This window comes from Micromonospora sp. NPDC051296 (assembly GCF_040682255.1).
Classification (GTDB): Bacteria; Actinomycetota; Actinomycetes; order Mycobacteriales; family Micromonosporaceae; genus Micromonospora; species Micromonospora craterilacus.
In genome coordinates this window covers 18,551-37,991 of sequence record NZ_JBFBAO010000020.1, presented here as the reverse complement: position 1 = coordinate 37,991, position 19,441 = coordinate 18,551, and the positions used below count along the sequence as shown (strand labels likewise).

The window sequence follows — 19,441 nt, the reverse complement described above, 5'->3', positions numbered from 1 at the left end:
CCTCGGACTTGAGTACCGACTCGGACAGCAGCACGCAGCATCCGGCGCCGTGCTCGTCCAGCGGTATCCAGAAGTCGACCGGCAGGTCGCGTAGCGAACCGATCAGATGATCCCGCTGGTACGACCAGCCCTCCTGGGTGAGCACCCGCCGTACGTCGGCGGCGACGTCCTGCCGGCTGGCCAGGTCGAACTGCACCCGCACCGCTTCACGGACCATGAGGTGGGTGACCGGGCTGCCGGCCTGCACCGCCCGTTGGTAGAGGTGGTAACACAGCCGGATCAGCCGGCGCGGCACCCCGTCGGTCAGGTTGGTCAGGTACTCGGTGGTCTCCACCGTGAACGGCGTCAGCCGGGCCTGACCGAACGCCCTCAGCTGGCTCTGCCGGATGAAGTCCCGCACGTCCTGTGCGGTCAGCGCCGACATTCGCACGATCGGCCCGATCCGCTGCCGCACGTCGGGGCTGAGCAGGTGCAGCATGTCGGGCAGCCCGGCGATCACCAGGAACGCGCCGGCCGACGCGAAGACCCCGATCAGCCGGGAGAACCGGGCCATCGTCTCGTCGCCGGGCCGCCCCGCCGCGGACAGGATCTTGTCGAGCTCGTCCAACACCAGCACGAAGTGCTCGTGCCGACGCCCGTAGAGCAGGGCGAGCACGCCCATCGTCTCCACCGCGCCGGACTCCACGTCCGCCCGCGCGGTGACGCCCGCGGCCACCAGGGCCGGTGCCGGCGGATAACCCATCAGCCAGTCCCACGCCATCGCCTCGGTGGCCGGATCGATCAGCATCGCCAGTGCCGTGCCGAAGGACGGGTCGGTGGTGACCTCGGCGAGTTCCTCGCGTATCCGCTCGGCGAGCAGCTCGGTGGCGGGCCGCGCCCGGTCAGCGTCGTGCGTCGGCACGCCGCCGGGCGGCTGCGCCCGGTACTCGTCCAGCAGGGCGCGTACCGCGTCGCGGGAGAGCCGGCCCAGGAACCGGCGGCTCAGCGACAGGAACGTGTCGGCCGGCGCATCGAGGTAGACCGCCTTGGCGGCCGTCCCGGTGACCAGGCGGGCGTGGGCCAGCAGCTCGGCCGCGAGGTGGGTCTTGCCGGTGCCGTAGTCGCCCACCACCGCGATCGCGCCGCCGCTGCCGGTGTGCAGGTAGTTGTCCAGGTGGGCGAGCGCGTCGCGGATGGCCACGGTGACCACCGTGGTGGCGTGCCCGCCGCCCTCGGTCACCCGGGCGACGGCCGTCGGGGAGAACGGATTGACCGGACCGACTGCCGGTGGATCTTCGATTGCGTCCATTGCCCTGATCCTCCGGTAGCTCTGGTCTGGGCACCAGGCCGTCCCACGCCGGAGGTTCGTTTCGCTCGTACACCACCTCCGCAACGTCCTCAAATGGTAGCCCTCGGTAGCTCTCGCGGCGGTCCGTCGCGGGCCGACAGAACGGGCCGACCTGCAAAAAAGGGCCGATCGGGGGGCATGCCGGACGCCTGCCCGATCGACTGCGTCCAATACCATTGGGCTCATGGTCGCAACCCGGTGGCCGTACCGCCGATCCAGGCGGCCCGACCTGGCCGGCCCGCGTCCCGACGGCCCCCCGAGCGAGGAAGCCGTCTGATGACGTACCCGGTCCCCGGCACCGTCCGTCCGCCCGGGTGGTGGCTGCGGGCGGTGTTCGGCGGCATCGGCCTGCTCGCGCTGATCCTTGGCTACATCGGCTTCGACCGTCTCGGGCAGGACCGGCCGGACGCCATCCACGACGTGTACGACGTGCTCTACTACGACATCCAGCTCTTCGTGTTCAGCGCCGAACCCTTCGAGGACCCCGGCCCTTACCCGTGGCAGTTGCAGGTCGCCCGGTTCGTCGCCCCGCTGTTCACCCTGCTCGCCGTCGCCGAGGCCGGCCGGCTGCTGCTGGCCGCCGAGATCCGCCGGCTGCGCGCCCGACGGGCCAGCGACCACGTCCTGGTCTGCGGCGACTCCCAGTTCGCCCACATGCTCGCCGACCGTCTCTTCGCCGATGGCGAACGCGTGGTCGTGGTGCGCGCCGAACCGTTCGGGCCGCTGGAGTACCGCCGGCGCAGGTACCTCGGCGTCGTCGGCGACCCCACCAGCGCGGAGGTGCTGCGCGGGGCCGGATTGCCGCGCGCACACACCATCTACGCCTGCACCCACGACGACGACCTGAACCACGCGATCGCCAACGCGGCCAGCCGACTGATCCACGACCGACGGCAACCACCCCGGGTCTACGTCCAGGTCCACGATCCGGAGATGTGCCTGTCGTTGCAGGCCCGGCGGCTCGGCGCGGCCGGATCCAGCCGACTGCGACTGGACTACTTCCACGTCGACGACGTCGCCGCCCGCGCGCTGCACCGGCACCACCCGCTGCCGCCCGCCCGCGACCGCCCGACCCGGGTCCTCATCGCTGGTAGCGGCACCTTCCGGCGTGCCCTGCTGGTGGAGACGGCCCGACACTGGCGGACGCACCGGGCGGCCACCGCCGATGCCCGCCCGACGTTGCGGGTGGAACTGGTGGCACCGGACGCCAGCACCGAACTCGCCCTCGCCGCGTCCCGCTACCCGTTCCTGAGCACCGTCTGCCAGGTGGCCGCGTACGACCTGGACGTCGATGGGCTGGTCGGGTTGGACCACTTCGGCCCGGGCGGCTACGACCGCATCTACGTCTGCGGTGCGGACGAGACGACGGGCCTGCAGTTCGTGCTGGACACGCCCGCGCTCTGGCAGGGTACGCACACCTCGGTCTTCGTACCGGTCTACCGGCAGGCCGCGCTCGCCGCCGCGTTCCACGGCGACTCCCACCACGACCTGCTCGACGAGGTGCACGGCAAGCTGCGCCTCTACCCGGTGCTGACCCGTGCCTGCGACGCCCGTCTGATCGCCGAGGACCTCACCGAGCGGCTGGCCCAGCAGATTCACGACCGGTACCTGCGGGCCCAGCAGCGGGCCGGAGTGCGCCTCGGCGAGGCACCCGCGATGGTGGACTGGTCCCGGCTGCCCGAGTCGCTGCGCCGGGCCAACCGCAGCCACGTCCAGGACATCGCCGCCAAGTTGCTGAATCTCGGCTGCGTGGTGGCTCCCCGACATGGCAGCAGCGGCGACGCCTCGGCCACCGGGCTGGCCATTCACGACCGGATCGAGCAACTGGCCCGACTCGAACACGAACGGTGGTGCCGGGAACGGCGCGGAGAGGGCTGGACGTACGGCGAGCCGCGCGACGACGCGCGGCAGCGGCACCCCGCACTGCGGCCGTGGAGCGAATTACCCCCGGCCGTCCGGGAGCAGAACCGCGAGGAGATCAGGGCGCTGCCCGATGTGCTGTCCGACAGCGGGTTCGAGCTGATCCGGCTGGCTGCCGCCGTGCCCGCGCAGTCGAGAGGATCGGCCGATGACGCCTGATTCTGCCCCGGTTCGCGTCGGCGTCGCCGGGCACATCGACCTGACCCCGACCACCGAGCGGCTCGTTGCCGACGCGCTGCGCGTCGAGTTGCGCCGGATCAGCGATCGTCCGGTGCACGGTGTCACCTGCCTGGCCGCCGGTACCGACCAGATCTTCGCGCGCGTCGTGCTGGCCGCCGGCGGCACGTACGAGGTGGTCCTGCCGGCCCTGGACTACCGGGACACGATCGGGCCGGCGGGTCGGGCCGCATTCGACGAGCTGTTGGCGCGGGCGACAGAGATCATCCACACCGGGTACCACAGCTCCGGCACTGCCGCCTACCTGGCTGCCAACCAGGAAATGTTGAAGCGCGTGCAGTGGTTGGTGGCGGTCTGGGACGGCGTACCGGGCTGTCACGCGGCATCGACGGACCGGACCCTCGGCTCGGCCCGGCACCGTGGCATCCCGACCACGGTCATCTGGCCGGCCGCCGCCCGACGGAGGTCCCAGGGGGACTGACCGGGCCGGGGCCCGCCGGGCCGCGGCGGCGCTCGGGGCCACCGGGACCGGCGGTGCGCCCTCAGGCGGGCTGCGCCTTTTCGGGGGACAGCGAGAGCCAGTAGACGCCGTGACCCGCCACGCCGAGGTCGTAGTCGCCGGACTCCTGAACCTTGGGGAACTCGGCGCCGCCCATCAGCTCCCGGGGTCGACGGCCGGCGTGCGAGGCGAGGTTCAGCGTGCTGGTCTGGGGGTAGCGGGAGAAGTTGAACACGCAGAGCACCTCGTCGTCGGGCTCGCCACGGAGGAACGCGAGGACCGCCGGGTTGGTCGACCGGACGATGCGGCAGCCCGGACGGGCGAAGGCCAGCCAGGCGTGCCGCGTCTCGATCAGCTTCTCGACCACGTGCAGCAGGGAGGACCGCGAACGGAGCTGGTTCTCCACGTTGACCGCCATGTAGCCGTAGATCGACTCGTGGATCAGCGGTGCCGGCAGGTTCTCCGGCTGTGCCACGGAGAAGCCACCGTTGCGGTCCGGTGCCCACTGCATCGGCGTGTTGACCGCCAGGTGGCCCGGCAGCGACAGGTTCTCGCCCATGCCGATCTCGTCGCCGTAGTAGACGACCGGCACGCCGGGCAGGGACAGCAGCAACGCGAAGGCGAGTTCGAGCTGCCCCCGGTCGTCGTTGAGCAGGCTGGCCGTCCGCCGGCGGATGCCGGTCGCGCCCCGCATCCGGGCCAGCGGCGCGTACGCGCGCAACAGTTCGTCGCGTTCCCGCTCGTGCAGCAGGCCCAGCGGCATGTCGTCCCCGTTACGGAGGAACACCGCCCAGTGGCGGTCACCCGGCTGGTCCCGCATCTGCGCCAGCACCCGGGACACCGGCCGGTGCGTCTCCCGCCGCATGGCGAGCAGCAGGCTCGGCATGAGCGACGCGTACATCACCAGGTGGCACTCGGGGTGCTCGGCGGTGCCGAAGTACGAGCTGGCGCCCTCCGGCCAGTCCTCGCTCCACGCGACGATGATCCGGTTCGGGTACGTCGAGTCCATCCAGGACCGCAGTTCCCGCAGGTAGTTGTGCGTCTCGTCGAGTCCCTTGCTCGACGTGCCGCTGCGTTCGAACAGATAGGGCACGGTGAGCAGCCGTAGGCCGTCGACCCCCTGCCGGAGCCAGAAGTCCATTACGTCGCGCATCGCGGCGTGCACCTCGGGCGCGTCGTAGTTCAGGTCCGGCTCGTGCCGGCTGTAGCGGTGCCAGTAGTACTGTCGCCGCTTCGCGTCGTACGTCCAGCCCGCGCCACGGCTGCTCAGCGGGTCGTCGGCCTCGGCGTACCCCTCGTCGGTGTCACTCCACACGTAGAAGTTCCCGTACGGGCCGTCCGGGTCGCTGCGCGACGCCTCGAACCACGGATGCTGGTCGCTGGTGTGGTTGAGCACCAGGTCGAGCACCACCCGAAGGCCCTGCCGACGGGCCAGGCTGAGCAGCTCCAGCAGGTGCGACGGCTGCCCGAGCCCCTCGTCGATGGCCTCGAAGTCGGCGGCCGCCCAGCCGTCACCGACCGCCGGGGACGCCATGATCGGGTTCAGCAGCAGGCAGTCGACGCCCAGCCGGCGCAGGTAGTCCAGCTTCTCGGTGACGCCGCGCAGGTCGCCGTGGCCGTCACCGTCCGAGTCGTAGAAGAACCGTACGTTCAGCTCGTAGAAGGTGCTGCCGGCCGCCCAGTTCGGCTCGCCCGGCGGCTCCGGGCCGGGCTCCTCCTCGACCTCGGCGCGGGCGACGCGGAGCCGACCCGACAGGGCCTGCCGGGCCCGCTCGGCCACCCGCTCGGCCGGGTCCCGTTCCAGGGTTTCGAGCGTCTCGAACGCGGCCACCAACTGCTCACGGGTCCGGTGCTTGCCGTGCGCCCAGTTGCTCAGCTCGTCCACGGCCAGCACCCGGGCCGACGCGAGCCCGCTGCGGGTGAGCGTGAGCAGGTCGTCGGGAATCAGCTCGGGCCGCCGGGGCGCGTTGCTGAGGATCAGATCCCCGACGCCGGCGGCCCGCATCTGGGGCGTCTGCCGCCGTTCCCGGTCGACCATCCGTACCGCCGCGTACTCGAAGGCCTCCCGGACGCTGATGATGCCGTTGCCGTCGCGGTCGGCGGCACCGGTCCGCAGCCCTTCGAGGAACGGTCCGGAGAAGGCGGACGGCAGCGCGTGCTGCCGGTAGCCGTCACCCTCGTGGGCCAACTCGGTGGCCCCGGCGGACACCACCACGATGCGGCTGCGGTCCCCGCGCTGCTTGAGGTCGCCGAAGGCGCCGGCGTGGCAGCAGTCCAGGATCAGCACCAGCTCGCTGGCCCGGCACTCGTCGATCCAGTGCCGCAGCTCGTCGGTGGGTACCGAGGTCGGCGGCAGGCGGTCCGGGTTGGTGTCGGTGGCGGTGAGGTAGAGGCGGTGGCCGTCGTGCAGTCGCCCGTGGCCGGAGTAGTACACCAGCAGGAAGTCGTGCGGATCGGCGCTCTTCAGGAAGTCGTAGAGGGTGACCTGCACGGTGTGCGAGTCGTCGTCGAGGCAGTCCCGGACGTCGTCGAAGGCACCGACGCCAGGATCCCGCAGGATTCGGGCCCAGTCCTTGAGGTCACTGGCGGGCGAGTCGAGTTCGGGCAGTGCCTCGCTGGCGTAGGTGCCCACCCCGATCAGGAGCGCGCGCTTCACCGCGGGCGCTCATCCGGTCTGGTTGCCGCCGGGTCAATCACCGTCGACCTTCTGCGGCGAGGTGGGTGTGCCCTGCCGGGGCACCGACACCGACTTGATGACCTCGGCCAGCGTCTTCTCCGACACATCCTGCACGTCGATCTCGGTGCCGTCCGGAAGGGTCATCCGCAGGCGCTTGCCCTTGTTGCGTTCCTGGTAGCGCTTGATCACCTCGGCCAGGTGCTTGATGTCCGCCGCCGCCCGCTTCACGGTCGGCACGGCGAAGACGGAAAGGGCGAGCAGGCCGAAGACGTAGTTGACCGGATCGCGCGTGCCCGGCGCGGCACGCTCGGCGACCTCCGCCGCCTCGACACCCGGCAGTTGGTTCAGGTGGTCCTTCAGATGGCGCGCCTGCTCGGCCAGTTCCTCATCGGTGACCGGCCCGTCGGACACGACCCGCAAGATCAATCCCTCGGCCATGATCCCATCGTGGTCCCTCTGCGTACGCTGTGCAAGGGTCCCGGCCGTGGGATCCCCCGCGCCCGCCCGTCACCGACCGGCGGCACGCCCGTCACCACCCGATCCGTCCGGAACGCGCGCACCCGACGGCGGTGCGTGACGCGCATCCGACAGACACCGGCCATGTTGTCCGTTCCGATGACGCCAGTTCGTCGTTCCCAAGGGGTAGGACCGGCCGAGACGGGAGCGAGGATGCCGGCATGAGCGGCGTACGGGTGTTGGTGGGCACACGCAAGGGCGCGTTCGTCCTGACATCGGACGGCAGGCGCGATGACTGGACGGTCGACGGGCCGCACTTCGGCGGCTGGGAGATCTTCCACCTGACCGGGTCGCCGGCCGACCCGGACCGGCTCTACGCCTCCCAGTCCGGCGGCTGGTTCGGCCAGTTGATCCAGCGTTCGGACGACGGCGGCCGGACGTGGACCACGGTCGGCAACGACTTCGCCTACACCGGCGAGGTCGGCGAGCACCTGTGGTACGACGGCACCCCGCGCCCGTGGGAGTTCAAGCGGATCTGGCACCTTGAGCCGTCCCGCGACGACCCCGACACCGTGTACGCGGGCGCGGAGGACGCCGCGCTCTACGTGTCCAACGACGGCGGTCGGAGGTGGACCGAGCTGACCGCCCTGCGTCAGCACCGCACCGGGCCGACGTGGCAGCCCGGCGCCGGCGGCCTGTGCCTGCACACGATCATCCTGGACCCGGCGCACCAGGGCCGGATCTACGTCGCCATCTCGGCGGCGGGCGCGTTCCGCAGCGACGACGCCGGCGCCAGTTGGCTGCCGATCAACAAGGGCCTGCGCTCGGGGGAGATCCCCGACACCGACGCCGAGGTCGGCCACTGCGTGCACCACATCACCCAGCACCCGTCCCGGCCCGACACGCTGTTCATGCAGAAGCACTGGGACGTGCTGCGCAGCGACGACGCCGGGGCGAACTGGCGCGAGGTCAGCGGCAACCTGCCGTCGGACTTCGGGTTCCCGATCGCGGTGCACGCCCACGAGCCGGAGACGATCTACGTGGTGCCGATCAAGAGCGACTCCGAGCACTACCCGCCGGAGGGCAAGCTCCGCGTCTACCGCAGCCGCACCGGCGGCGACGAGTGGGAGGCGTTGACCAGCGGGCTGCCGCAGTCCGACTGCTACGTCAACGTCTACCGCGACGCGATGGCGGTCGACACCCTGGACCCGTGCGGCATCTACTTCGGCACCACCGGTGGTCAGGTCTACCACTCGGCCGACGACGGCGGCAGCTGGGCGCCGATCGTCCGGGACCTGCCGCCCGTGCTCTCCGTGGAAGTCCAGGTGTTGCCGTGATCCGGGTCGTCCTCCCGGCCCACCTGAAGAACCTGGCCCACGTCACCGGCGAGGTACGCCTGGAGGTGACCGGCCCGGTCACCCAGCGACTGGTGCTGGACGCCCTCGAGGCGCGGTACCCGATGCTGCTCGGCACCATCCGCGACCGGCACAGCGGCAACCGCCGCCCGTTCGTCCGCTTCTACGCCTGCGAGCAGGACCTCTCCAACGCCTCGCCCGACGCGCCGCTGCCCGAGCGGGTCGTCGCCGGAGATGAGCCCTATATCGTCCTCGGGGCGATGGCCGGGGGATAGGTCGCCGCGAGCGACCCCTCAGACGCCGCGGGCGAACAGCGCCAGGCGTACCCGGTTGGGGCTGCCGGTCTTGGTCATCAGGCTGGTGATGTGGGTCTTGACCGTGGTGACCCCGATGTGGAGCCGCTCGGCGATCTCCGTGTTGGACAGACCCTCGGCGACCAGGTTCAGCACGTCCTGCTCCCGGGCGGTCAGCCCGTCGACCGGCGCGGGTGCCTCGGCGCGGGCGTGCACCGCGCGCTGGACCAGGCGTCGCAGCACCTCCTGGCTGAACGGGCTGTCGCCGGCGGCGGCCCGGCGGATGCCGTCCAGCAGATCGGTGGGGGGTGCGTCCTTGAGCAGGAACCCGCAGGCGCCAGCGGTCAGGGCCGGGTAGAGGTGGTCGTCGTCGCCGAACGTGGTCAGCACCAGCACGCGGGTGGCGGGCCGGTCGGCGAGGATCCGGCTGGTCGCGGTGATCCCGTCGACGCCCGGCATCCGCAGGTCCATGACGACGACGTCGGGCACGAGCCGCACGGCGAGGGCGATGGCGTCGCGGCCGTTGTCGGCCTCGCCGACGACCTCGATGTCGGGCTGGGCGTCGCAGAGCATGCGCAGGCCCGCGCGGATGAGATGCTGGTCGTCGACCAGCAGGACGCGGATCATGCCGGCTCCGCCGTGCGCGCCGACGCCTCGCGTTCCGGCGGCGGCGACCCGGCCGGCGGGCCGACCCGGTGCGACGGCGTCGCCGCGACGGGCAGGACGGTACGCACCCGCCAGCCCGCGCCGGTCGGTCCGGCCTCCAACCGACCGCCGAGGACCTCGACCCGCTCGCGCATCCCGGTGATGCCGTGACCCCCACCGGCCGGCACCGTGGCCGGCACCCAGCCACGACCGTTGTCCGTCACCTCCCAGTGGACGGCCCCGTCCACCACGCTGACCGACAGGCGCGCCAGCGCGGACGTGCCGGCGTGCTTGGCCACGTTGGTCAGCGACTCCTGGGTCAGGCGCAACACCGCCAGACCACGTACCGCGTCGAGCGAACCGATCGCCGGGTCGATGTCGGCCTCCACCGTGACACCGGCCTGACGGGCCCGGTCGACCGCCGCGCCGAGGGCCGCCGGCAGCGCCGACGGTTCGATCGCGGTCAGCGCCGCGTCACCGCGTACGCCCTCCGGGTCACGCAGGACCGCGACCAGCCGGCGCAGGTCGGCCAGGGCCGCGGTCCCCGTGCCGTGCACGCCGTCGAAGACCTCACTCACCCGCGGATCCAGGTCGGTCAGCACATGCCGGGCCACACCGACCCGCAGCACCATCGACGCCACGTGATGCGCGACCACGTCGTGAAGCTCCCGCGCGATGGCGCTGCGTTCGTCGGCGCGTGCGGCCCGGTCCTCCGACTCGTGTCGGCGCCGCTCCTCGGCCGCCCTTTGCTGCGCCTGCCGGGCGAGTTCCCGGGTGGTCCGGATGACCAGTCCGAGCAGCAGCGGGACGCCGACCTCCAGCAGCAGCCCGAAGACACCGGAGAGGAAGCGTCCGAGCGGATCGCCGATCGAATCGGTCAGGTCGACCGCGGCCAACAGCCCGGCGGCCAGCCAGAAGGTGCGGGCCCGCTCGGCCCGCATGGTCAGCTCGAACAGCGCCCAGCTGGCACCGACCTGATTGATCATGATGTCGTCGAGCAGGCAGATCGCGACCGCCAGCAGCGCGGCCTGCGTCAGCAGGTTGACCAGTGGCCGGCGGTGGAACACCAGCCCGGCGGCGAACGCGAGCACCGCGAGGATCCACTGCGTGGTCGTGGGGGCGCCCTGAATCCCGAAGACCAGATAGCCGACGCCGCTCAGGCACAGCAGCAGCATCCGCACGAGGGTGTCCCGCGCGTCGAACAGTCGTCCCACCCACCCCACGGCGATCAGCCTAGGTGTTCCGGCTCGGGCGTCGCAGCGACCGCCGGCCGTACCCACCTGGACCGGACCGCCAGGTAGGCGGCCAGGCCGATCGGTCCGAGCAGGATCGTCAGCACCAGCGCCGGCGCCATGACCAGCGCCGGCACCCCCCGTTCCCGGCTGTCGAGCCACGCCCACCGACCGACGAACAGATCGAACGCGATCATGTGTGCCCAGGCCGCCGCCGTGCCGTCGGCAGTGCCCAACAGGTCGCGTACGCCGTCCAGGGTCGGCGACAGCACCGTCGGCAGCACCTCACCGAGCGCCGGGATCACCAGGATCGCGTAGATCAGCAGGACCGGTGTCACGATCAGCGGCGACCGGATGATCCGTCCGGTCAGCGACCAGTTCGGTAGCAGGATCATCAGCGCCCAGAACGGTGCGGCCACCGCGAACGTCAGCGTGAACAGTGTCCCGGTCATGCCTGCTCTCCTCCTCGTCGCCCCACCATGCTGAGCCTGATCATTCGCTCACTCATGCGGCGAGCGCCAGCTCCGGGCGGCGCCGCCGGGCCACCACCAGGGCGGCGGCGGTCGCGGTGGTGACCACCAGCGCCGCCCCGGCCGCCAGGGTGAGCGTGTCCGGTCGCAGCAACGGCTGCCCGCGCAGTGCCTGCCAGGTCAGCAGGATCGTGAGTACGCCGTACGCCCCGCCCGCGACGACCAGCAGCCGCGCCCGGGTGTGCTCGTCCAGCCGGTCGCCGAGGAACCGGCTCAGCAGGATCGCCAGGATCGGCAGCACCTGCAGTGCGTGCAGCCCCACGAAGTGCCCGATCCGCAGGTCACCGCCGGTGGTGCTCCACCCGACCACCGGCAGCCCGGGCCCGCCGTCGGCCACGCCCACGCTGTGCGCCCCGGCGATCCCCTCGACGGCGGGTGCCTGGCCGGGCAGCACCATCGGTACCGCCACCAGCATGCCGAGGGCCGCCACACCCAGCCCGAGCCCGATCGCGTACCGGCCGGCCCGGTCCGCGACCGGCTGCCGCAGCACCACGATGCCGACGACGAGGTGCGCCACGAACAGCACCATGATCGCCGCACCCATCAGCTGCCACAGGGCGCCGTTCAACGCGCTGGTCTCGTTGTAGTGGCTGGTCGTGCCGCGCAGCACCTGCCCGACGATGATCGCCACTTCGACCACGCCCATCGCGACGATGACGGTGGCCGCCCACTCCGCGATCCGGCTCCGCCGGCGCAGCAGGGAGAGCATCCAGGCCAGGGTGATGCCGTACAGCACGAAGGAGACGGCGAACTTGAACGGCTTGAGCCAGATCGGCACTCCGGTCAGGATGCGCGGGTCGGCGACGACGCCGATCGCGGCGACGACGGCGAGTACCGCCATCGCCGCGACGAAGACCATCAGTGGGCGGTGCCAGGGTGCCCGCTGGGGCAGGTAGGTAGTCATGTCTCCAGATGCTGGTGGGCGCGCTCGCGCATCGCGCCCGACCGCAAGCCCCAGCCGCGGCTGGCGGTCGGAGCGCCGCCTCCTCCCCAGGTAGGAGGCAGCCGGCTCGGTGGGTCAGCCTCGTCGGCGGAAGTCGACCATGTAGAAGACCTTGTCGTAGCGGCGTTCGCCGACGGCGACGAAATCGGGCAGCCGGCCGTACTCGGTGAAGCCCAGCGACCGGTAGAGGTGCAGAGCATTGCTGTTGTCGCCGCGGGCGTCCAGGGTGAGGACTTCGATGCCCGCCCGCCGGGCGTCAGCGATCAGCGCGGCGGTCAACGCCCGACCGACGCCACGCCCGTGTGCGGCAGCATCCACCGCCACCTTCTCCAGGTCGGCGTGCGGCCGGTGCGTCGGTCGGGCATAGCGCAGCCAGTACCCGAGCCCGACCAGCCGACGGTCGACGTATGCGGCACGCAGGGAGCCGTCCCCGGCCTGCACCGCACTGACCACCTGGCCGAGAAGTTCCGTCACGTCGCGGCGTGCGGGTGGCTCGACCCAGCCGAGCGCGGCGCCTCGGCGGACCAGATCCGCCAGGATCTGATGGGCTGACTCCGCGAACCGGGCCTCGAGGTCGGGATCGGATGCCAGCTCCATCGCGCCCAGGATGGCCAGCCCAGCCGTCCCGTCGCTGGACAGGGTCGTGTTCACCGCACGGAGCCTATCGAGTCGCCGATGCCTCTACCCAGCGTCCCAAGTCTCGGGAGTCCGACAGGTGTCGTAACAGAGAGGAGTGCTATCGCTACAACCAGCTATTGACCCTGGTGATCGATACAGATGAAGATGCCTCTCACCAGGTGCTGTCGCGAGTAGACGGAGGTGGGGGCATGGGGTTTGTGCGGCGATTGGTCGCCGTTGGAACGGTCGTCGGGGTGACGGTCATCGGCGCGCCCATGGTGGCGAGCGCTGCTGCGGAGTCGCCTCAGATTGTGATCGAGAACGGTGTGACCCAGCCGGTCTTCTCGTACGGCGACGCTATCCAGGAGGTCGTCTACGTCGAAGCGCCGATGGACAGCGACGGCGACGGCCGTCGGGACCTGATCGCGGTCGACGTCATCCGGCCGGCGGAGACCGAGGCGGGCCTGCGGGTACCGATCATCATGGAGGCCAGCCCGTACTACGGGCGGGATCCTGGTGATCCCGTGCCGGATCGGACGCGTGGGTTCGCCGGCTGGTGGGACGAATATTTCGTCCCTCGCGGCTATGCCGTCGTCCAGGTCGAGATGCAGGGCACCTCGCGGTCGTTCGGCTGCCCGACCACCGGCGGCGTCGAGGACACGATCAGCATCAAGGCGGTCGTCGACTGGCTCAACGGTCGCGCCCCTGGCTTCCACCACGACGGCAGCGTGGCGGTCGCCGACTGGAGCACCGGCAACGTGGGCATGCAGGGTGTCTCGTACGTCGGCACGCTGCCCAACGCGGTCGCCACGCAGGGCGTACCCGGCCTGCGGACGGTGGTGCCGATCGCCGCGATCTCCAGCTGGTACAAGTACGTGAACGACCAGGGGATCGCCTGGTCGAGTTGGAGCGAGAACGTCAACCACCGGTACACCGAGTGGCTCGCGGACTACGTCTCGGTCGGCCGGGTGCTGCCGGGCGCGGTGTCGGCGCCGGCCTGTAGGTCGGTCATCACCGGGGTCGGCGACGCCGAGGTAGCCAGCGCCTCCGACTTCACGCCGTTCTGGCAGGAGCGGAGCTACCTGCCGGACGCCAACAAAATCAAGACGGTCAACACGTCCGTCTTCATGGTGCACGGCCTCACCGACTACAACGTCAAGACCATGCATTTCGCCGATCTGTGGCACGAGGTCGAGAAGCGCCAGATGCCGCGCAAGATCTGGATCCATCGCGGCGCGCACGTCAACCCGACCAGCTTCCGGTTGGCCGAGTGGCAGTCGGTCATGCACCGGTGGATGGACCACTGGCTGCACGACATCCCGAACGGAATCATGAACGAGCCGATGGCGGACATCCAGCGGCCCGACGGCACCTGGGAGACCCACTCGACCTGGCCGGACGCCAACGTCAAGGACGTCGACCTGCGCTTCGGTCCGGCCACGGCCGACGTCGCGGGAACGCTGTCGGTCAACAACGCCGGCGGCAACCCCACGCAGAGCTTCGTCGACCAGATCGAGTCGCAGGCAATCAAGATCGGCAACGCCGAGCAGGCCAAGCCCGGTCGGCTCGCCTACGTGACCGCGCCGCTCGCGAAGGACCTGCGCATCTCCGGTACGCCGAAGCTGGCGGTCCGGATGTCGACGACTGCCGAGACCGCGCTGCTCTCGGCGCTTCTCGTCGACTACGGCGAGGGCCCGACCGTCACCGTGGCCGGCAAGGAACCGCTGGAGGTGATCCACGAGTCCTGCGAGCCCGAGGACCTGGCCAGCCGGACCGGATGCGCCGAGCCGATGGAGGCGAGCGTCGCGATCACGCCCGAACGGGTTCTGGCCTGGGGCCACATCGATGTCAAGAACTCCTCCGACCTCCGGCAGAGCCAGCCGCTGACGCCCGGCGACAAGTACAACGTGCGGTGGACGACGCTCCCCTCCGAGCACGTCATCCCGGCCGGGCACCGGATCGGCGTCGTCATCACCGGCAACTACAACGCGAGCCCGACATCAAACCGCCCGGCGCGCGACGCGCCCGCTGTCGGCAGCCAGATCACCGTGTACCTCAACGGCAGCGAACTGGTGCTTCCTGTCGTGGGCGGTAAGGACGCCCTGGCCTTCTGACCAGTCAACATCTTCTGGAGATCAACTCATCGGTCCCTCACCAGGCTCATGGCCTGGTGAGGGACCACCTGCCTGTTCGGTGGGGCGGCGATCGGCAGGAACTCTGCGCGGCCGCCAATCTTGGACAGTTTCCGTTATTCGATAACGAAAACTGTCCAAGATTGGCGCCGATGCCCTTCTATGAAGGGTGGCCCCGTGGCCAATGAGCCGCGGATCGTGCCAACACTGTTCGGGGCCGGACTCGAATCAGGACGAGGGCGGAATGGTCAGGCGTCCGAAGTAGCCTGACCAGAGTTTTCGGCTGTCTGCGTCTGGTGTGGTGTCCGGAGGGAACCAGGTAAGCCCGAGGACGGGATCCCAAGCGGCAATTAGGGTGTCGAGACCGGCAACGAGCGCTGTTGGCCATAGCGCTGTCGAGACGAGTTCACCGAAGGCCAAGCGTGCCTCTTCCAACTGGATATCACGGTCCCTGCCGGCGTATCCGAAGTCCCACAGAATCTCGTAGCCGTCCAGTAACGACTGTTCCGCCGGGCTCGCCAGTGTGTCCGCGAGGTAGTTTTGGGCGACTTCTCCCCCTACCTCCTTTTCGGGCGCACCCACACGGGCTTGCCGGCTCACAAAGATGCCACCCTTGCGGCCGGTGAATAGCCGCATGCCCATGGCTGCGGAGAGCTGCTCGGCGACTTCCTCCGGTGCGGATGGGCTGTGTATGAAGATGTGCTCCTGGACGGACATTGCGTCACCGCGTCCCGTCGGGGAGGGTGATGATTCGGTCCTCGCCGAGGATGATGCGTATCCGGTCCGGCAGTGGCGTGCCATTCTGCCGGTGATGTCCGACCGCTCGGGCATAGCCTCTTCGCGCGTCCTCCTCCGTGAGGCCCACCGCGCGACCGTCTACCACCACGTCGCCGCCACCTTCTTGGTCCAGCTGCTTACCGGCCGTGAGGATGTTACGTCGTACCGCCTCGCTCGTGGCCCGATCCAGGGTCTTGAGTTCGGTTACCACGCCAGGGTCGTCAGGACCCGACCGCATCATGGCATCGGGATTCTTCTGATGTTCGACGTCATCGATGCGTTGCCTCGGATGGACCATTATGCCCTCGGCGGCGAGGCGGTCGGCGATGTCCCGCTCCTTCCCTTCGAACAGTCCATGGGGATCACTCGCACCGGGGCTGAAGCCGTCTCCGAGAGGGCCGTGGTGCTTGCCGGGGTCGAAGTCCGGTGGCCTCGGTTCGTGGTAGCGGCGATGTGGCTCGGGTGGACCGGACGCGGACTTTGCTGGCGAACCGTGGCTTCCGGGCGACCGGAGCCTTGCGAGTGCTTCCTTCAACTGGTCGATGAGGTCGGCGAGGCGGCGGATGTTGGGGATGATCTGGCGGAGGCTGTTGAGGAGTCCGCGTAGCAGCCGCGCGATCCGGGCCGCCCACGAAGCCACCAGGGTGGTCACCTGTTCGATCACCAGCGGGGTGGCCAGTCCGGCGGTGGCGACGAGTTCGGTGGCGTACACGATGAGGCGGGAGACGCAGGTGGCGATGGCGTCGCGGACCAGCAGCCGGACGGCGGCGACCAGGCCGGCGGTGCCTTCGGTGATGGCGGCCATCGCCTCGGCGCCCTGGGCGAGGCCGGTGACGGCCTGACGTTGTTCGGCGGCCCAGGCGCGGTACGCGGGGCCGGCGCTGCCACCCCAGCCGGCCACGTCGGTGCCGACGGCGCGTGCCAGTTCGGCGGCCTCGTCGCGCAGCGAGGCGGCGACGTTGCGCCAGGTCTGGGCGTGCGCGGTGATCTGCGCCGGGTCGCCGGCGAGCCAGTCCAGGGCCTCGCTGAGCGGCTTGACGTGCTCGATGAGCCAGGCGATGCCGTACTGGAGCAGGGCGCCGACCGGGTCGGAGACCAGCGCGAGGGCGTCCAGGCCGGCGCTGACCACGCCGAGGCTGCCGTCGATCCAGCTGCCGTTGGTGACCCCCTGATGGATCAGCTCGATGTCTTCGAGGATCCACACACCCGCCCAGGCGCTGGGCCCGTTGTCCACCCGGGCGGCGACGAGCGGGTTGCTGGTCAACGCCGGTCCCGTACCTGGTCCAGGAGTTGCTGGGCGCGGTTGTCGGCGGCCCGGTAGCGGTCGGCGCCGGTGCGCAGCCGGCCGGCGGTGTCGCGTACCGAGCCTGCGGCGGTGCCGATGCCGTCGACCAGTACGCGTTGCAGGCCGTCGAGGAGCGCCGGCATGATCGCGCACAACTGGCCGTACGCGTCGGTGCCCAGCCGGACGTGCTGCCCGGCCTGGCGGGCGGTGTCGAGGTTGCCGGCGTGCCGGTCGAGGCGCGCCGCGTGGGCGGTCAGGTCGTCCGGATCGACCTGAATACCGTCACCGCCCGGCATCCGGTGCGCCCCGGTCGGCGGCAGCAGCATGACCAGGCCGATCGCCTCCAGCAGTGCCGGGGTCAGCGCGATGGTCGCGGCGTGGGGAAGCGGCGGGCAGGAGCCGGCGCCGGTAGGAGTCGACGATCGCCGCGGCGGCCGGGTCGTCGTCGCCGAGCGTCTCGTTGGTCGCGGCGGTGATCCGGCGCATCAGGTCGGCCTGAGCGGCTCGGGTGGTCGCCAATACCTGCCGCGCGGTCTGTGCCGCGGAATGCTGCCGGACCTGTTCGTCCAACCGCAGGTCGACCAGCAGGCCCGTCGAGTCGACGGTGACCTCGACCGTCCGATCCGGACTGTGCGCATTGCCGGTCAACGCCTGCACCCGGGTGGACAGGGTCCTTGCCCGCGCCGCCCGATCGGCGAAGGACGACTCCCACTCGTCGAGCCGGCGTCCCACGGCGTCCAGTGCTGCCTCGTCCGCCCACATGCGACTCTCCCCAGGGACATCGTCGGCCGCCGTCTCCTGAAACGCCGTCACGTTACCAGCCGGTGGCGCTGCGTGCTGGCCGATCGGAAGGGCGGAGCTGGGTCCGGCAGGGGGATCACCCTCGATCCAGGACCGGGGGGTGCCGGCGGTCGGGGGTCGGGGCACGAAGGGCCCGCCGGGACGGGACCCTCGGCCCGGCGAGAGGGGCCCGCCGGCACTGACCCGACTCGCCGTCTCCGCCATAGCGTGAGTGCAGAGCCGGAAGAGGAGGTCGTGATGAGGGCCTGGCAGGTGAGCGACGTGATGACCCGGGACGTCGCCACGGTGGTGGAGCAGACGCCGTACCGGAAGATCGTTGACGTCCTCGCGGACCGGCGGGTGAGCGCCGTGCCGGTGGTCGATGACTTCGGGCACGTGCGGGGTGTGGTCTCCGAGGCGGATCTGCTGCACAAGGTGGAGTGGATGGGCGAGCCGCACGAGCGGCGCATCCTCGAGCGGCCGAAGCAGCGCAGGGCTCGGCGTAAGGGTGAGGCGGGGATCGCGCGGGAGCTGATGACCGCACCGGCGGTGACCACCTTCCCGCACACCTCCCTGGTGGCCGCCGCGAAGCTGATGGACCGCGAGCAGGTCAAGCGCCTGCCGGTGGTGGACGATCTCGGCCGGGTCGTCGGCATCGTGACCCGTGGCGACCTGTTGCGGGTGCACCTGCGTCCGGACGCCGACATCCGCGACGACGTGGTCCAGGAGGTGCTGCGCCGGGTGCTCGCGGTGCGCGACGGAACCGTCCGGGTCGAGGTACGCGACGGTGCCGTCACCATGACCGGACAACTGGACCGGCGTTCGGCGGTCGAGATCGCGGTGCGGCTCGCCGCGCGGGTCAGCGGGGTCGTCGAGGTGGTCGACGAACTGCGCTACGACTTCGACGACACCATCCTGCCCGGTGCCCCGTCGTTCCCCGCCCAACCGACCAGAATCGGCTGACCCGCCCGGCGGTGCTGCCGGCATCGCCGGGTGGCCTACCGGGCCGGGGCCGGCTGTCCCACCCGTTCGGCGAGGAACGCCTCCCAGGTCCGCGTGCCGGTGGCACCGCCCAGGGCCAGGTTCGCCCCGTCCCGGTAGGCGCGACCCGCCCGGCCGGGCAGCCGCACCGGCAGCGTCAGCCGACGCTTGCCGGTGGCGCGCAGGTATCCGCGGATCAGGTCGCCCATCGGGTACACCTTCGGCCCGGCCAGGTCGGGGACCAGGCCGGCCGGGGCCCCCAGGGTCAGCCCGGCGAGCCGGGCCGCCACCTCGCGGCTGTCGACCGGCTGCAGCCGCATCCCCGGCACCGGCACCACCGGGAGGGCCGCCATCTTCTGCGCCATCGTCAGCACCAGCTCGTGGAACTGCGCGGCGCGCAGGATCGTCCAGGGCACACCGGAACCGGCGATCTTCTCCTCTGCGGTGAGCTTGGTCCGGAGCCAGGCGAGCGGGATCCGGTCGGCGCCGATGACGGAGATGAAGACCAGATGCCGTACGCCGCCGGCCCGCTGCACGGCCCGCACCAGCGTACGGGCAATCCGGTCGTCGCCCTTCTGACCGCCGGCAAGGTGCAGGACGATCCCGGCGCCGCGCACCGCGGCGTCGACGCCCTCGCCGGTGGCCAGGTCGGCGATGACCTGCTCGATCCCGGGCGCGGACGGCCCACCTCGTCGGCTGAGCACCCGTACCGGATGACCGGCCTCCCGCAGCAGCGGGGTGATCAGGCGGCCCAGGGTGCCCGTGCCGCCGGTGACCAGGATCGGTGGGTTCATGGTGTCTCCCTGTGTCGGGA

The 19,441-nt window shown here is 70.9% G+C and carries 19 protein-coding genes; 6 read left to right on the top strand and 13 right to left on the bottom strand.

All coding sequences use genetic code 11. From position 1 onward, the window contains the following. On the bottom strand, positions 1 to 1,288 hold a 1,288-nt coding region (locus AB0M52_RS04160; protein ID WP_363948652.1), incomplete at its 3' end, for an AAA family ATPase. A gap of 315 nt (positions 1,289 to 1,603) precedes the next feature. Here AB0M52_RS04160 and AB0M52_RS04155 point away from each other — a divergent pair. Together AB0M52_RS04155 and AB0M52_RS04150 are read left to right on the top strand one after the other, a co-directional pair. Next, a complete protein-coding gene (locus tag AB0M52_RS04155) occupies positions 1,604 to 3,406 on the top strand; it encodes a RyR domain-containing protein (protein WP_363948649.1) in 1,803 nt (600 codons plus the stop codon). Then, complete coding sequence (locus AB0M52_RS04150; protein WP_363948647.1) at positions 3,396 to 3,905, top strand: hypothetical protein; 510 nt, start codon at positions 3,396 to 3,398, stop codon at positions 3,903 to 3,905. The genes AB0M52_RS04155 and AB0M52_RS04150 overlap by 11 nt, the downstream gene beginning before the upstream one ends. Positions 3,906 to 3,966: 61 nt before the next feature. Here AB0M52_RS04150 and AB0M52_RS04145 read toward each other — a convergent pair whose 3' ends face one another. Together AB0M52_RS04145 and AB0M52_RS04140 are read right to left on the bottom strand one after the other, a co-directional pair. Next, on the bottom strand, positions 3,967 to 6,579 hold the full coding sequence (locus AB0M52_RS04145) for an alpha-amylase family glycosyl hydrolase (RefSeq protein WP_363948645.1): 2,613 nt from the start codon (positions 6,577 to 6,579) through the stop codon (positions 3,967 to 3,969). A 33-nt stretch (positions 6,580 to 6,612) separates the two neighbouring features. Beyond that, a complete protein-coding gene (locus tag AB0M52_RS04140; protein WP_363948642.1) occupies positions 6,613 to 7,038 on the bottom strand; it encodes a hypothetical protein in 426 nt (141 codons plus the stop codon). A gap of 239 nt (positions 7,039 to 7,277) precedes the next feature. Between AB0M52_RS04140 and AB0M52_RS04135 the strand changes: the two genes are divergently transcribed. Further along, complete coding sequence (locus AB0M52_RS04135; protein WP_363948639.1) at positions 7,278 to 8,393, top strand: exo-alpha-sialidase; 1,116 nt, start codon at positions 7,278 to 7,280, stop codon at positions 8,391 to 8,393. Further along, positions 8,390 to 8,686: a MoaD/ThiS family protein gene (locus tag AB0M52_RS04130; protein ID WP_363948636.1), complete on the top strand. Its 297-nt coding sequence runs from the start codon at positions 8,390 to 8,392 to the stop codon at positions 8,684 to 8,686. The genes AB0M52_RS04135 and AB0M52_RS04130 overlap by 4 nt, the downstream gene beginning before the upstream one ends. An 18-nt stretch (positions 8,687 to 8,704) precedes the next feature. On the opposite strand, the gene AB0M52_RS04125 is transcribed toward AB0M52_RS04130, so the two are convergent. The 5 genes from AB0M52_RS04125 to AB0M52_RS04105 all read right to left on the bottom strand — a co-directional run bounded on the left by AB0M52_RS04125 (position 8,705) and on the right by AB0M52_RS04105 (position 12,705). Further along, entirely contained in the window at positions 8,705 to 9,331 is a 627-nt protein-coding gene (locus AB0M52_RS04125) for a response regulator transcription factor (protein ID WP_363948634.1), read from the bottom strand. Beyond that, positions 9,328 to 10,572, bottom strand: a complete 1,245-nt coding sequence (locus AB0M52_RS04120) for a histidine kinase (protein ID WP_363948631.1) — start codon at positions 10,570 to 10,572, stop codon at positions 9,328 to 9,330. The genes AB0M52_RS04125 and AB0M52_RS04120 overlap by 4 nt, the downstream gene beginning before the upstream one ends. A gap of 5 nt (positions 10,573 to 10,577) precedes the next feature. Beyond that, the gene (locus AB0M52_RS04115) at positions 10,578 to 11,033 is read right to left on the bottom strand and encodes an ABA4-like family protein (RefSeq protein ID WP_363948629.1); all 456 of its coding nucleotides are present in this window, start codon (positions 11,031 to 11,033) and stop codon (positions 10,578 to 10,580) included. 52 nt (positions 11,034 to 11,085) lie between these two features. Then, positions 11,086 to 12,015 (bottom strand): hypothetical protein, encoded by a 930-nt coding sequence (locus tag AB0M52_RS04110; protein ID WP_363948627.1) that lies wholly within the window; start codon positions 12,013 to 12,015, stop codon positions 11,086 to 11,088. Between the two features lie 114 nt (positions 12,016 to 12,129). Next, positions 12,130 to 12,705: an N-acetyltransferase gene (locus AB0M52_RS04105; protein ID WP_363948625.1), complete on the bottom strand. Its 576-nt coding sequence runs from the start codon at positions 12,703 to 12,705 to the stop codon at positions 12,130 to 12,132. Between the two features lie 278 nt (positions 12,706 to 12,983). Here AB0M52_RS04105 and AB0M52_RS04100 point away from each other — a divergent pair, with 278 nt between their 5' ends. Continuing rightward, positions 12,984 to 14,786 (top strand): CocE/NonD family hydrolase, encoded by a 1,803-nt coding sequence (locus AB0M52_RS04100; protein WP_363948623.1) that lies wholly within the window; start codon positions 12,984 to 12,986, stop codon positions 14,784 to 14,786. A 246-nt stretch (positions 14,787 to 15,032) separates the two neighbouring features. On the opposite strand, the gene AB0M52_RS04095 is transcribed toward AB0M52_RS04100, so the two are convergent. The 4 genes from AB0M52_RS04095 to AB0M52_RS04080 are packed head-to-tail and all read right to left on the bottom strand — an operon-like array spanning position 15,033 to position 17,628. Beyond that, positions 15,033 to 15,521: a hypothetical protein gene (locus AB0M52_RS04095; RefSeq protein WP_363948621.1), complete on the bottom strand. Its 489-nt coding sequence runs from the start codon at positions 15,519 to 15,521 to the stop codon at positions 15,033 to 15,035. A 4-nt stretch (positions 15,522 to 15,525) separates the two neighbouring features. Beyond that, entirely contained in the window at positions 15,526 to 16,845 is a 1,320-nt protein-coding gene (locus AB0M52_RS04090; protein ID WP_363948619.1) for a hypothetical protein, read from the bottom strand. After that, a complete protein-coding gene (locus tag AB0M52_RS04085) occupies positions 16,842 to 17,162 on the bottom strand; it encodes a type VII secretion target (protein ID WP_363948617.1) in 321 nt (106 codons plus the stop codon). Before AB0M52_RS04085 ends, AB0M52_RS04090 begins: the two co-directional genes overlap by 4 nt. Further along, positions 17,149 to 17,628: a YbaB/EbfC family DNA-binding protein gene (locus AB0M52_RS04080; RefSeq protein ID WP_363948615.1), complete on the bottom strand. Its 480-nt coding sequence runs from the start codon at positions 17,626 to 17,628 to the stop codon at positions 17,149 to 17,151. The genes AB0M52_RS04085 and AB0M52_RS04080 overlap by 14 nt, the downstream gene beginning before the upstream one ends. 276 nt (positions 17,629 to 17,904) lie before the next feature. Between AB0M52_RS04080 and AB0M52_RS04075 the strand changes: the two genes are divergently transcribed. After that, positions 17,905 to 18,609, top strand: a complete 705-nt coding sequence (locus AB0M52_RS04075; protein ID WP_363948613.1) for a CBS domain-containing protein — start codon at positions 17,905 to 17,907, stop codon at positions 18,607 to 18,609. Between the two features lie 35 nt (positions 18,610 to 18,644). On the opposite strand, the gene AB0M52_RS04070 is transcribed toward AB0M52_RS04075, so the two are convergent. Further along, positions 18,645 to 19,421, bottom strand: a complete 777-nt coding sequence (locus AB0M52_RS04070) for an SDR family oxidoreductase (protein ID WP_363948611.1) — start codon at positions 19,419 to 19,421, stop codon at positions 18,645 to 18,647. Positions 19,422 to 19,441 lie beyond the last annotated feature (20 nt).